The organism is Pseudomonas sp. GW822-FHT03F04 (assembly GCF_058801405.1).
The window spans coordinates 579,318-592,347 of record NZ_JBXANF010000001.1 but is presented as its reverse complement, the minus strand read 5'-3'; the positions used below and the strand labels follow the sequence as shown (position 1 = coordinate 592,347).

11 protein-coding genes are annotated in these 13,030 nt (G+C 61.0%); 5 read left to right on the top strand and 6 right to left on the bottom strand.

The genetic code is table 11. From position 1 onward, the window contains the following. Positions 1-39: 39 nt before the first annotated feature. On the top strand, positions 40-246 hold the full coding sequence (locus AC1RMX_RS02795; protein ID WP_096817116.1) for a PA3496 family putative envelope integrity protein: 207 nt from the start codon (positions 40-42) through the stop codon (positions 244-246). Here AC1RMX_RS02795 and AC1RMX_RS02790 read toward each other — a convergent pair. Then, a complete protein-coding gene (locus AC1RMX_RS02790) occupies positions 188-1,150 on the bottom strand; it encodes a LysR family transcriptional regulator (RefSeq protein WP_096817118.1) in 963 nt (320 codons plus the stop codon). The genes AC1RMX_RS02795 and AC1RMX_RS02790 overlap by 59 nt on opposite strands. Positions 1,151-1,341: 191 nt before the next feature. Here AC1RMX_RS02790 and AC1RMX_RS02785 point away from each other — a divergent pair, with 191 nt between their 5' ends. Both AC1RMX_RS02785 and oadA read left to right on the top strand, forming a co-directional pair. Then, positions 1,342-2,757, top strand: coding sequence for an acetyl-CoA carboxylase biotin carboxylase subunit (locus AC1RMX_RS02785; RefSeq protein WP_096817120.1), 1,416 nt, complete (start codon positions 1,342-1,344; stop codon positions 2,755-2,757). 11 nt (positions 2,758-2,768) lie between these two features. Continuing rightward, complete coding sequence (oadA, locus tag AC1RMX_RS02780) at positions 2,769-4,577, top strand: sodium-extruding oxaloacetate decarboxylase subunit alpha (protein WP_096817122.1); 1,809 nt, start codon at positions 2,769-2,771, stop codon at positions 4,575-4,577. Between the two features lie 105 nt (positions 4,578-4,682). On the opposite strand, the gene AC1RMX_RS02775 is transcribed toward oadA, so the two are convergent. Together AC1RMX_RS02775 and AC1RMX_RS02770 are read right to left on the bottom strand one after the other, a co-directional pair. Then, entirely contained in the window at positions 4,683-5,756 is a 1,074-nt protein-coding gene (locus tag AC1RMX_RS02775) for an autotransporter outer membrane beta-barrel domain-containing protein (protein ID WP_493070332.1), read from the bottom strand. A gap of 595 nt (positions 5,757-6,351) precedes the next feature. Then, positions 6,352-9,309, bottom strand: coding sequence for an autotransporter outer membrane beta-barrel domain-containing protein (locus AC1RMX_RS02770; protein ID WP_493070330.1), 2,958 nt, complete (start codon positions 9,307-9,309; stop codon positions 6,352-6,354). Between the two features lie 240 nt (positions 9,310-9,549). Between AC1RMX_RS02770 and AC1RMX_RS02765 the strand changes: the two genes are divergently transcribed. Both AC1RMX_RS02765 and AC1RMX_RS02760 read left to right on the top strand, forming a co-directional pair. After that, complete coding sequence (locus AC1RMX_RS02765; RefSeq protein WP_493070328.1) at positions 9,550-10,902, top strand: HipA domain-containing protein; 1,353 nt, start codon at positions 9,550-9,552, stop codon at positions 10,900-10,902. Next, positions 10,899-11,177: a helix-turn-helix domain-containing protein gene (locus AC1RMX_RS02760; RefSeq protein WP_096817132.1), complete on the top strand. Its 279-nt coding sequence runs from the start codon at positions 10,899-10,901 to the stop codon at positions 11,175-11,177. The genes AC1RMX_RS02765 and AC1RMX_RS02760 overlap by 4 nt, the downstream gene beginning before the upstream one ends. 35 nt (positions 11,178-11,212) lie before the next feature. On the opposite strand, the gene AC1RMX_RS02755 is transcribed toward AC1RMX_RS02760, so the two are convergent. Genes AC1RMX_RS02755 through AC1RMX_RS02745 form a run of 3 tightly spaced genes read right to left on the bottom strand, consistent with a single transcriptional unit; the run spans position 11,213 to position 12,977 of the window. Then, positions 11,213-11,884: a GNAT family N-acetyltransferase gene (locus AC1RMX_RS02755; protein ID WP_493070326.1), complete on the bottom strand. Its 672-nt coding sequence runs from the start codon at positions 11,882-11,884 to the stop codon at positions 11,213-11,215. A 12-nt stretch (positions 11,885-11,896) separates the two neighbouring features. Further along, positions 11,897-12,343 carry a GNAT family N-acetyltransferase gene (locus AC1RMX_RS02750; protein ID WP_011336633.1) on the bottom strand — a complete coding sequence of 149 codons (447 nt, stop codon included), beginning with the start codon at positions 12,341-12,343 and terminating at the stop codon, positions 11,897-11,899. A gap of 10 nt (positions 12,344-12,353) precedes the next feature. Continuing rightward, positions 12,354-12,977, bottom strand: a complete 624-nt coding sequence (locus AC1RMX_RS02745; RefSeq protein WP_096817136.1) for an FMN-binding negative transcriptional regulator — start codon at positions 12,975-12,977, stop codon at positions 12,354-12,356. Between the last annotated feature and the right edge of the window lie 53 nt (positions 12,978-13,030).

Sequence of the window (13,030 nt, the reverse complement as noted above, 5' to 3'; positions counted from 1 at the left end):
CTATCGTGAAACTCCCGTAATCGCCTTGGGAGACTCGAAATGGCTCAGCCTTACGAAGAACGCAACAGCGCCGCGAAAACCCGTCGTCAGCAGGAAGACCAGCGCCGCATGGAATTTCGCCGCGCTATCGAAGATCGCTTCGAACTCCGTCAGCTTCAGGCCGAAATCGGCGATTTTCCCGAGGACATCAATCACTGGCAGGCAGCGCCTTCAGCTTCCCGTCGAAGCGCTCAACCAGCGCGCTGATCTGCACCCGTTCGCTGCGGATAAACGCCAGGAAGGCGTGGGCCACCGGTGACAACCGTTTGGCTTTGGCTTGCACCAGGCACCAGCTGCGCAACAGCGGCAACTCTTCGACCGGCAGCTCCACCAGGCCGCCGGTCGCCAGCTCCAGGTTCAGGGCGTGGCGCGTCAACAGTGCCAGGCCCAGACCCGCCAATACGCACTCACGCTGAGCTTCCGCCGACGCCACTTCCTGGGTCTGGGTGAAGTGCACGCGCTTCTCCTTGAAGTACTCCTCGCAAGCCAGTCGTGTTCCCGAGCCGGGTTCGCGAATCAGCAGGGTGTAGGGCTCCAGATCCTGCAAACGCAGCGGCCCCATGTGTGCCAGCGGATGGTCCGGTCGGGCGGCCGCCACGATCGGGTTGTTGAGGAACGGCAGGAACTCCAGACCCATGTCCTGCGGCACCATCGACATGATCACCAGATCGTCGCGGTTGTCGGAGAGGCGACGAATCACCTGGCCACGGTTGACCACCGTCAGCTGCAGATTCACTTCCGGATGTTGGCGTTTGAATGCTGCAAACAGGTGCGGCACGAAGTATTTGGCGCTGGATTCCACCGCCAGTTTCAACTGGCCCTGCAGCGAGCCCTGCATGTCCGACAGCTGCATGTCGAGGTTTTCCAGGCGGCCGAAGATGTCGCGGCTGGCGCGCTGGAGTGCTTCGGCCGCCTCGGTCATGTAGAGTTTTTTGCCGACGTAATCGAACAGCGGCTGCCCGATCAGCTCTTCGAGCTGACGAATCTGTAGGCTGACGGCCGGTTGTGTGAGAGACATTTCCTCGGCTGCGCGGCTGTAGGAGCGCAAATCACACACTTCGTTGAAGATCTGCAATTGACGCAATGTCATACGCATCAAGGACTTACGCATTTTCTACAGGCTCTGGCCGCTGGCTGGTGCAACGACTATAAGTCTTTACTTATGCCTGACCCAATTTTTATTCATTTTTGTTAATCCCTTGTGAGCGCTAGTGTGAAGGCGCGACCAGATTGAAACATTTGGTCACGCGTCGACCTGGGTCTAGCAGGTCGTGGGTACCACCGGCTCAAGGGAACCTCCAAGTGATAACAAAGATCCTGATCGCCAACCGTGGTGAGATTGCCGTACGAATCGTGCGTGCCTGCGCCGAGATGGGCATCCGCTCGGTTGCGATTTTTTCCGACGCCGACCGGCATGCCTTGCATGTGAAGCGTGCGGACGAGGCCCACAGCATTGGTGCCGAGCCGCTGGCCGGTTACCTGAACCCGCGCAAGCTGGTGAACCTGGCCGTGGAAACCGGCTGCGATGCACTGCACCCCGGCTACGGTTTCCTTTCGGAAAACGCCGAGCTGGCAGACATCTGCGCCGAACGCGGTATCAAATTCATCGGCCCGTCGGCGGAAGTCATCCGCCGCATGGGCGACAAGACCGAAGCACGCCGCAGCATGATCAAGGCTGGCGTACCGGTGACGCCGGGCACTGAAGGCAACGTCTCGGGCATTGAAGAGGCGCTGACCGAAGGTGATCGCATTGGTTACCCGGTGATGCTCAAGGCCACCTCCGGTGGTGGCGGTCGCGGTATCCGTCGCTGCAACAGCCGCGAAGAACTCGAACAGAATTTCCCCCGGGTCATTTCCGAAGCCACCAAGGCCTTCGGTTCGGCAGAAGTGTTCCTGGAAAAATGCATCGTCAATCCGAAACACATCGAAGCCCAGATCCTCGGTGACAGCTTCGGCAACGTGGTGCACCTGTTCGAGCGCGACTGCTCGATTCAGCGCCGCAACCAGAAGCTGATCGAAATCGCCCCGAGCCCGCAACTGACCCCGGAACAGCGCGCCTACATCGGCGACCTGTCGGTGCGCGCGGCCAAGGCCGTGGGTTACGAGAACGCCGGCACCGTGGAGTTCCTGCTCGCCGAGGGCGAGGTGTACTTCATGGAGATGAACACCCGGGTGCAGGTGGAACACACCATCACCGAAGAAATCACCGGGATCGACATCGTCCGCGAACAGATCCGCATCGCCTCCGGCCTGCCGCTGTCGGTGAAACAGGAAGACATCCAGCATCGCGGTTTTGCCCTGCAATTCCGGATCAACGCCGAAGACCCGAAAAACAACTTCCTGCCGAGCTTCGGCAAGATCACGCGCTACTACGCCCCCGGCGGCCCGGGCGTGCGGACCGACACGGCGATCTACACCGGCTACACCATCCCGCCGTTCTACGACTCGATGTGCCTGAAACTGGTGGTGTGGGCACTGACCTGGGAAGAGGCGATGGACCGTGGTCTGCGCGCCCTCGACGACATGCGTCTGCAAGGGGTCAAGACCACCGCCGCGTACTACCAGGAAATCCTGCGCAACCCGGAATTCCGTAGCGGCCAGTTCAATACCAGCTTCGTTGAAAGCCACCCGGAACTGACCAACTACTCGATCAAGCGCAAACCCGAAGAGCTGGCCCTGGCCATCGCCGCCGCCATCGCCGCCCACGCAGGCCTGTGAGGAATAGAACAATGACTAAAAAGATTTTCGTAACCGACACCATCCTGCGCGACGCCCACCAATCGCTGCTCGCCACCCGCATGCGCACCGAAGACATGCTGCCGATCTGCGACAAGCTGGACAAGGTCGGCTACTGGTCGCTGGAAGTCTGGGGCGGCGCGACCTTCGACGCCTGCGTACGATTCCTGAAAGAAGACCCGTGGGAGCGCCTGCGCCAACTGCGCGCCGCGCTGCCCAACACCCGTCTGCAAATGCTCCTGCGCGGCCAGAACCTGCTGGGCTATCGCCATTACAGCGATGACGTGGTCAAGGCGTTCGTCGCCAAGGCCGCAGTCAACGGTATCGACGTGTTCCGCATCTTCGACGCGATGAACGACGTGCGTAACCTGCGCGTGGCCATCGAAGCGGTGAAGGCTGCCGGCAAACACGCCCAGGGCACCATCGCCTACACCACCAGCCCGGTGCACACCATCGACGCGTTCGTCGCCCAGGCCAAGCAAATGGAAGCCATGGGTTGCGACTCGGTGGCGATCAAGGACATGGCCGGTTTGCTGACCCCGTACGCCACCGGTGAACTGGTCAAGGCACTCAAGGCTGAGCAATCGCTGCCGGTGTTCATCCACTCCCACGACACCGCCGGTCTGGCCGCAATGTGCCAGTTGAAGGCCATTGAAAACGGTGCCGACCACATTGACACCGCGATCTCCAGCTTCGCCTGGGGCACCAGCCACCCGGGTACCGAATCGATGGTCGCAGCCCTCAAGGGCAGTGAGTTCGACACCGGTCTGAACCTGGAACTGCTGCAGGAAATCGGCCTGTACTTCTACGCCGTGCGCAAGAAGTACCACCAGTTCGAAAGCGAATTCACCGCCGTCGACACCCGTGTTCAAGTCAACCAGGTACCGGGCGGGATGATTTCCAACCTGGCCAACCAGTTGAAAGAGCAGGGCGCGCTGAACCGCATGAACGAAGTGCTGGCAGAGATCCCGCGCGTGCGCGAAGACCTCGGCTTCCCGCCGCTGGTGACCCCGACTTCGCAGATCGTCGGCACCCAGGCGTTCTTCAACGTGCTGGCCGGTGAGCGTTACAAGACCATCACCAACGAGGTGAAGCTCTACCTGCAAGGCGGCTACGGCAAGGCGCCGGGCACCGTGAACGAGAAGCTGCGTCGTCAGGCCATCGGCAGCGAAGAAGTGATCGACGTACGTCCGGCCGATCTGCTCAAGCCGGAAATGACCAAGCTGCGTGCCGATATCGGCGCACTGGCCAAGTCCGAAGAAGACGTGCTGACCTTCGCCATGTTCCCGGACATCGGCCGCAAATTCCTCGAAGAGCGTGCCGCCGGCACCCTCACCCCGGAGGTGCTGCTGCCGATCCCGGAAGCAGGCAAGGTGGCTTCGGCCGGCGGCGAAGGCGTGCCAACCGAGTTCGTCATCGACGTCCACGGCGAAACCTACCGCGTGGACATCACCGGTGTCGGCGTCAAGGCCGAAGGCAAGCGTCACTTCTACCTGTCCATCGACGGCATGCCGGAAGAAGTGGTGTTCGAGCCGCTCAACGAATTCGTCGGTGGCGGCAGCAGCAAGCGCAAGCAAGCTTCGGCACCAGGTCACGTCAGCACCACCATGCCGGGCAACATCGTCGATGTGCTGGTCAAGGAAGGCGACACCGTCAAGGCGGGCCAGGCTGTGCTGATCACCGAAGCGATGAAGATGGAAACCGAAGTCCAGGCCGCGATTGCCGGCAAGGTCACTGCCATTCATGTTGCCAAGGGCGACCGGGTGAACCCGGGCGAAATCCTGATCGAGATCGAAGGCTGAGATAACGGCCTCGATACAACGCTTTAAACCTCGGGGGGGGCATGTGCTCCCCTTTTTTTTGCCTTTCAGGCGCTGCCGCAGTGAGCGGCAGCGCCCGACCGGGGCTCAGAACGCCATTCGCCACTGGCCCGATACGCCGTGGTTGCGACTGTCGGTGCCGATTTCTCCGGTCAGACCGACACCCACAGCGTGGCTGTTCGAGATCGCCAGATCCAGCCCGGTGTCGAGCTGCAGACTGTTGCGATCCAGTTCGGCGCCGTAAACGGTGTAGTCATGGCCGCCGGTGGCCAGCCGTTGGCGGGTGCTGGTGTAGGTTTCGCCGTAAACGTGTTTCCACCCCGCGCTGAATCGTGGCGTGAGGCGCATGCCGTTATCCAGCGTGCTGACTTTCGCCATGCGCAGGCCGACGGTGGTGTTGAAGTTGCCTTGGGATTGGGCGTGAACCTTGAGCGCCGCCGCCCCACCTTTCTCGGTGTAGCCATCACGCTGGTAGCGTTGGTAGCCGAGGCCGGCAAACGGTTCGATGCTGACGTTGGCCCGGCCAAGGTTGTATCCCGACTCGATGAACGCTTGCTGGGTGCTGGCGTGGTAGCTGCCCTTGAGCCGTTCATGGAAGCGACCGAACGAGACTTCGCGACGGGTGCTGCCTTCATGGCTGCTCCAGGCTGCACCGAGCCGAAGTGACAACGGACCGGTCTGGCGCAAGGCATAAGCGCCCAGGTGCCAACTGTCGAGATCGCCGTCCAGTTCTTGGCTGTCGATGCGCGTGTCGGAGGTGCCGCCCATCAATCCCAGACGCCATGCTTCATCGATGCGCCAGTCCGCACCGAGTAGCAGTCCCTTGGTGGAGTGCTGCATGGGCTCCACATCGCGATCCAGCTTCCCGCCGTGTCCGAGGGCTTGCAGCCAGACCCTGCCGGTGTCTGCGTTACCGGCCGCATGGCGTGGTGAGTTTCCCGGTGAGTCGTGGGCATTATCGAGTTGGTGCATGGCCGACAGCAGGCTGGCGCTGACCGGCGTGACGCTGCTCAGGGTTGCCTTGGCGAGGTTGGCGTTGCTGCCGCCGGCGAGTTGATCGTAGGCGATGGGGGCCGTGGTTTCGTCGGCAGCGAGCAGGGCTTCGATAGCTGTGTTGCCGGCGGATGGAGGGGAATCCGTTGACGGTGGTTGGTCAACCACTTGGGTTTGTTGAGCTGCGGGCGTTTCGGCCAGAACCGGTTCCGGTAAGGGCGTTGGTTTTTCGATGCTTTCTTCGAGCGCGCTGCCGCTCTCTGTTGTGGCGACTTTCTTGGGTTGAATGTTATCGGATGTGTGAGCGGGTACTGCCGGAACCTCAGTGCTGACGGGGTTTGTTTCGGGTGTCGGAACGATCCTTTCTTCACGCGGTGTTTCTTCGGCGAGACTGAGTGGAGCAGGTATTTCCTTCTTCTTGCGCGGCTTTTTGACCTTCACCTCGATATCGACGTGCGCGCCGGGTTCTGATTGCTCCGCCAGTGAAAATTCTACGCAACCGATAGCCAGCGCAACCGCCAGGACAAGATGTTGGAGCTTGTATTTGCATTGAATGGGCATTCAGTTTGGCCTCATGAAGGATGAGGCCAAACTTTAAAAGTCGAGGCCGGTACACCGATGCCGGGCGATTCCGAGCCGGGCGCAGGGGATGACGTCTGCTTTTGTAGCCCGGTCGGTGGCGAGTGATGAGCCTGCCCTTGTTTACCCGGTCGACCAGATGCCTTTGCCTACAACCCCCGCTGAAGTATCGATTGGCGAAACCTCAGAAACTCATCTGCCACTGCCCGATCAACCCGTGATTGCGACTGTTATTGCCAATCTCGCCGCTGTAGCCGAGCCCCAGCGTATGCCGCGCCGAAACGCCCAGGTCCAGCCCAGCCTCGAGAACCAGGCTGTCACGATCCAGCGAGCTGCCATCGACGCTGAACGCGGTACCGCCCACGACAAATGCCTGACGGGTCGAGCTGCTGACATCGCCATACGTGTGTTTCCAGCCTGCGGCCATGCGCGGGGTCAGGCTCATACCGTTTTCGAGCGAGTTCAGGTGCGCCAGGCGCAGACCGACGGTGCTGCTGAAGTTGTCCTGAGTCTGACTGTCGACTTGTAACGCCGCCGCGCCACCCTTTTCCTGATAGCGGTCGCGGTGATAGCGCTGGTAGCCGAGGCTGGCGAACGGTTCGGCGCTGAGCCGCCCGCTGCCCATGGCGTAGCCGAGTTCGGCGAAGGCTTGCTGGCTGTTGGCGTCGTAATCGCCTTTGGGGCGGTCACTGAAACCGTTGAACGCAATTGTGCGTTTGCTCTCGCCCTGATGACCGCTGTAAGCCGCGCCCAGACGCAAGGCTATCGGGCCGTTTTGATGCTGGGCATAGACCCCGGCGTGCCAGCTTTCGACATTGCCATCGACGCCGGTGGCGTCCAGATCGGTCTTCGAATAACCACCGAGCACGCCCAGTCGCCATTGTGGATTCAGCGCCCAGTCGGCACCGAGCACGCTGCCCTTGGTGCGTTGTTCCAGACTGCCATTGCCATGTTCGCCATCGAGCTTGCCGTAGCCGCCGATGGCTTGCAGCCAGAGCCGGCCCTGAGCATTGGGATCATTCAGGTTTCGGGCTGCGGCCGGTACGCCGTTGGCGGCGAGGATCGGTGTGTCGCGCTGATCGAGGCCGACCATCAAGCCGGGACTGCCGCCCATCTGTTGCATCGCCGAGAGCATGCTGCTGCCGACCTGGCTGCTGGCGCCGAGGGTGGCGCTGGTCAGGTTGGCGTTGCTGGCGCCGGCCAGTTGCTCGATGGCTGCGCCTGCACTGCTTTGAGTGGTGTTGAGCAAGGCGTTGTACAGCGCATTGTTCTTGCCCATCGAGGCCAGGCTGTTGGCCGCGTTGCTGCCGTTACCGGTGGCGGCGAATTCATTGAACGCCACGTCGTTGCGGGTGTAGGTCAGGTCGACCTGAGTCGGCGTGTAGGCGAGGGTTGGCGTGAGGAACGCGTAGTCGCTGGTGACCGCGCCAAACGTACCGTTGACCCGCGCAGCCTGCAGCACCGTGTAATGGCTCTGCCACGGATACGTGCCGCTGCCGGGATTGACCGCCAGTGTCGCGCCATTGAGGTTGGCCGTGCCGCCGACCTGGACCGGCGCGCTGCTGCCATCGGCGTTGACGCCGTAGGCGAGGGTGGATGCGCTGCCCATGTTCAAGTCGTGCACGATGGTTGCTGTACCGAGCCGGGTGTCAGTGCGCAACGTGCCATTCAGGTTGAGGTTGCTCACCGAACCACCGCCGGCATACACACCACCGGCGTCCACGGTCAGGTTGCCGGCGATGCCGCCCTGGTTGATCAGGGTGGCGCCGTTGCGCACGGCACCGCCGTCGCTGAAATCGCCGCTGCCGGTGAGGGTCCAGGCGCCTTGTTTGACCTCCAGCCATTCGAAATTGAGGCTGTTACCGAAGCTGCCGCCCGCCGCGTCGTCCATCACTACCCGGTCGTAACCGGTGCCGCCATCGACCACGCCGACAAAGCGGCTGCCGTTGCGCAGTGTCAGGCTGTCGTTGCCACCGCCCAGGTCCAGCGCCAGGCCGTTGCTGCCGGTGATCGTGCCGCCGTTGATCACGTTGTCGGCGAACTCACCGACGAACTTCACGCCGAAACCGTCGAGCCCTTGAATGGTGCCGTAGTTTTCCAGCGTGGTGGCCGCCAGCCCCGAACCGCCGCTGCCGTCGTCCACCAGAATGGCGCTGTTGGCACCGCTGATCAGGGCACTCTTGGCGTTGAGAATGTAACCGCCGCCCAGCGCGATGCCTTCACTGCCGTTGGCGAAACCACCCTTGTCCACACCGCCGGCGCCAACGCCTTGAATGGTGCCGTAGTTTTCGATGTGGGCGATTTTGTCGATGTCCACGCCGTCACCGTCGCCGTTGGGCTGCAACCCGGAATACGCACCAGTGATGGTGCCGTGGTTGATCACCGTGCCGTCGCCGTCGGAACCGAAACCGGAACCATTGCGCCCGGTGATCTGCCCGTAGTTGACCAGCGTCGCCCCGAGGTCGGTGGTGATGCCATGTCGGCCGCCGGAAATCACGCCGTAGTTGGTCACGCTGACACCGGTTGCGGTGTCGATATCGATGCCGTCGAACTTCTGGTCGGCGTTGTGCGAGTCACCGGTCGAGATCTCGCCATAGTTGCTGATGGTCGCGTTGGCGCCGGTCTTCATGCCGTCGCTGGCGTCGCCGCGAATCAGCCCGCCTGCGCGGTTGATGATGGTGCTTTTCACCCCGTCGCTGCGCAACGCATCCAGATCCAGGCCCTGGCCGGTGGTCGAGCGAATGGTGCCGCTGTTGTCGATCAACAGGCTGCCGCTGACGAAGTTGCTGTCGATGCGAATCGCGTCGTTGGAGCCGAGAATCTGTCCGCCGCTGCGGTTGTAGATGGCGTAATTGCGCGCCTGGGTCAAATCGCCGCTGCTATCAATCGCCCGGCCACCGCTGGAAATGATCTTGCCGGCGTTATCGATGATCACGCCGACACCGCTGGTGCCATCCTTGAGACTCACGGCCTTGCCGCTGTTGGTAATGCTGCCCGGCGCCGAAATCGTCAGGGTGTCGTTGCCGCCCAATGTCTGCGACGCGGTGGTGGCGGTGTCGATTTGCACGGTCTTGCCGTGGGCGGCGCTCGTGGCGATCAACAGGGCGGTGGCGAGCGACAGGCGCTGAGGCGGGAACGACATGGTGAGAACGTCCTTTTTGTTCTAAGCGGGGCGTTCTGTATAGCGGAGGGTTTTTACAGAATGATGTCCGTGACGAACTCGGCTGCATCTGCATTATTTTGCATCTATCGCGAAGTTCAGATGCCTTATCTGCACTTTACTGCAGATAAAGTGCCTCATTTTTCTTCACGAATGCACTATATTGCAGTTTAGATCGACGAATTATTTGTCGGAATGCATTTAATTGCAGGTGATGACCGCATGCACAACCTGACATTGCAGATATTCGACGCCGGCAAATGGCACGACGCGATGGTGTTGAGTTTCGACGCGCCCGACAAAGGTTTCGAAAGCCGTTGCAGTTTTGGTTATGAGACGGCGTATCTGGTCTCAAACATTGAGGCCATCGGATCTCCTTTTTCCAAGGCCGTGAGTGCGTTGTATCCCCTGGATTGGGAAGGTCGGCGATCCATCACGCCTGCATTCATGCATGACATTGCACCGGCAGGCGCCGCTAAAAGGTTTCTCCTCGCACGTCTGGGGCAGGAGAAACCTGCAGACATCGGTGCCGATCTTTATCTGCTCGGACGCTGCACTCCGGCTCCGATCGGCAACATGCGAATAAAAGAATCAGCCGAGGTTGTCGATGAGCGCAAGCCCATCGGGTTTGAGCGCCGGGAGGTCATCAGCCGTGACCACCGGTTTCTTGAATACGCCTATGAAATGGGGGCTGCGATTGGCGGTGCGACAGGGGCCGGAGGCGAAGCGCCCAAGATTCTTCTGGCTGAGGATCGCGCCGGTCTTTTGTACCCCGATGCAGTGCTGGATGATGAAAACGTCCGCCAGCATTGGTTTGTGAAATTCGCCCGGAATAAAGGCAGTCAAACCGATCAAGACATCCTGCGCAGCGAGTTCCACTACTACCAGGCGCTTCAGGCGCTTGGTATCGAAACCGTCGCAGCAGAAGGTCTGGCGTTAGAGGAAGCGAACAAGCCCAGCTTGTGGATGCAGCGTTTTGATCGCCAGGTGACAGAGCAAGGTGTAGAGCGTTTTGCCGTGGAGTCGATCTACTCGCTGGCCGAGGTGACGACGCCGGGAAGCGCTATGAATCATATGGATGTCATTCGCATGCTCGCCAAGCTGTGGCGCAAAGCGGGGCAAGCGGATCAGATTCCGGCGTTGGTGGCGGACTATTTACGCCGGGATCTGATCAACAAAATTCTTGGCAACTCGGATAACCACGGTCGCAACACTGCAATCATTCGCGATGTGGACTCGTATCGTCTGGCCCCCATTTATGACCTGGCTCCCATGGTCATGGATGACGAAGGGGTAACTCGCACGACCAAATGGCCAAAAGAGCTGGAGAGGGCGGGGGATGTCGATTGGCGGGGCGTATGCCGCGCATTGGCGGACATTTCCGATCCTGATGATCCATTGGCAGCGTTGTCCGACGCGCCGGAGTCTTTCGAGCGATTGCGTGAAGATGCGCAGTGCCTGGCCGAGTTGCCGGACATCTTGAGCGCCAGCGGTTTGCCTGAGCGGACAATGAATCATCCGGGCGTTCACCTGAAAAACCTGGAGCAACGATTGAAAGAGTGGGATCTGAAATGAGCATGACCGTCGCCGAGCGCACCGTGCTCATCGAAAGCATTCAAGAAGCACTGGCTCAAGGAACAGTGGAAATCGGTGAAGCCGTTCGCCGTTTGCGCGTGGAGGTGACCGGGTTGCATCAGACCCAGTTTGCGAGGATGTGCAAGATTTCGGTGCGTACGTTGGTGCACATCGAACATGGAGAGGGTAATCAGACGCTCAAATCGCTGAACGCCGTGTTTCGCCCGTTCGGGCTGAAGATGGGTGTGGTGCGGGTTCGACGCGATAACAACTGAACCCGCAACGCAACATACTTGATTTCGATTGAGCTTTAAGCGCGGCACTCAACCAAGCCTTTCACCTGCCCCTCAGCCGTCTGATTCTCGTCGCTCAGCCAGCGCGCGAACCCGGCCGCAATCGCCGGCCATTCCGAGTCCAGGATCGAGTACCACGCGGTATCACGGTTCTGGCCCTTGACCACCATGTGCTGGCGGAACACACCTTCGAAGCTGAAACCCAACCGCTCGGCCGCGTATTTGGAGCGGGCGTTGCCGTTGTTGCATTTCCATTCGAGGCGACGGTAGCCGAGGGCGAAGGATTCCTTGGCCAGCAGGTAGACCGCCTCGGTGCTTTTCGGCGAGCGCTGCATCGGCGCGCCGAAGGTGACGTGGCCGATTTCGATGCGGCCCTGGGCCGGGACGATCGACATCAGGCTGAGGATGCCTTGCACCTGGCCGCTGGCGCGGTCGATGACGCTGAAGAAGTACGGGTCGCTGTGGGCAGCATGGTTGTTCAGCCAGTCATTGAAAGCACTGCGCTCCGGAAACGGGCCGTAGGGCAAGTAATCCCAGAGTTTCGGGTCGGCGCCCGGGCCTTGCAGGGCGTTGAACAGGTCGTCGCCATGGCGCGCCGGGTCGAGTTTTTCCAGGCGGATGAAGCGGCCTTCGATCAGGGTGGTGGAGGGCGGCGGCACGCCTTTCCAGTCGGCGAGAGAAATCGTCATGCGCGTGGCTCCTTAAATGGCTTTGCGAAACTGGATGAAACCCGGACGCTCGGCGATGCGTTCGTAGAGCTGGATCGCGGTGGCGTTGGTTTCGTGGGTCAGCCAGTGCACCTTGCAGCAACCGTCGGCCTTGGCGGTGGCGTAGACGTGTTCGATCAGCAGACGACCGACGCCGGTGCCACGGGTTTGCGGCTCCACCAGCAGGTCTTGCAGGTAGCAGGAGTTTTCGATGCTCCAGTTCGAACGATGGTAGATGAAATGCACCATGCCCACCGCTTTGCCGTCGGCCCAGGCGAGGGCGGCGTGGGTCGGTTCGTTCGGGTCGAGAAAACGCTGCCAGGTGCTTTGGCTGACGGCGTCCGGCAATTCAGTGTTGTAGAAGCGCAGGTAGGCCTGCCACAGCGGCAGCCAGGCCGCGTGATCGGCGGCGCTGACCGGGCGAATGTCGATCTGACTCATGGTGATTTCCTTAACGCATCAAGTGAGCGAGGGTTTGATCGTTGATGTCGGGGCTGGCGGCCAGGCCTTCGCGCACGCCGGCGATGTCTTCGGGGCTGCGGTTCTGGCTGAGCTTGCGCTTGCCTTCGAGACGGTCGATCGGAATGGCAAACCCGACGATGGCCTTGAGCATGCCGTCGATGTAATCGGCCGGTGCATCGTCGACCGACCAGGGCTGGGCGCGGCCGGCCTCATGGCGATTGGTGAGGGTGCTGACAATGTCCAGCAGACGACCGCCATCGCTGAAGGTTTCGGCGTGGCCATAGGCGTGGACGGCGACGTAGTTCCAGGTCGGCACGACTTTGCCGTGCTCGGCCTTGCTCGGATAAAAACCCGGGCTGACATAGGCATCGGCACCGGGAAAAATCAGCATGGCCTCGGCGCCGTCGCGCAGGTCTTTCCACTGTGGATTGGCCTTGGCCAGATGCCCGTACAGCGTGCCGTTCGGGCCTTGTTCACGATGCAGCAGCACTGGCACATGGCTGGCCTGCAAGCCCTGTTCGCCGTGAGTCACCAGAATGGCGAGGCGGGTGGCGAGGATCAGTTCGTGCAGTTGGGACAAGTCGTCGATGGCAAAGGCGCGGGGCGTGTACATGGAGAAATTTTCCTTGGCGAATGCCTGCATCGTAGGCAGGCTATTGGTCTGTT

Bases quoted from the DNA above. Each gene is read 5' to 3' on its own strand.
- AC1RMX_RS02795 (WP_096817116.1), top strand. From the start codon at position 40: ATGGCTCAGCCTTACGAAGAACGCAACAGCGCCGCGAAAACCCGTCGT.
- AC1RMX_RS02790 (WP_096817118.1), bottom strand. From the start codon at position 1,150: ATGCGTAAGTCCTTGATGCGTATGACATTGCGTCAATTGCAGATCTTC.
- oadA (WP_096817122.1), top strand. From the start codon at position 2,769: ATGACTAAAAAGATTTTCGTAACCGACACCATCCTGCGCGACGCCCAC.
- AC1RMX_RS02770 (WP_493070330.1), bottom strand. From the start codon at position 9,309: ATGTCGTTCCCGCCTCAGCGCCTGTCGCTCGCCACCGCCCTGTTGATC.
- AC1RMX_RS02765 (WP_493070328.1), top strand. From the start codon at position 9,550: ATGCACAACCTGACATTGCAGATATTCGACGCCGGCAAATGGCACGAC.
- AC1RMX_RS02760 (WP_096817132.1), top strand. From the start codon at position 10,899: ATGAGCATGACCGTCGCCGAGCGCACCGTGCTCATCGAAAGCATTCAA.
- AC1RMX_RS02755 (WP_493070326.1), bottom strand. From the start codon at position 11,884: ATGACGATTTCTCTCGCCGACTGGAAAGGCGTGCCGCCGCCCTCCACC.
- AC1RMX_RS02750 (WP_011336633.1), bottom strand. From the start codon at position 12,343: ATGAGTCAGATCGACATTCGCCCGGTCAGCGCCGCCGATCACGCGGCC.
- AC1RMX_RS02745 (WP_096817136.1), bottom strand. From the start codon at position 12,977: ATGTACACGCCCCGCGCCTTTGCCATCGACGACTTGTCCCAACTGCAC.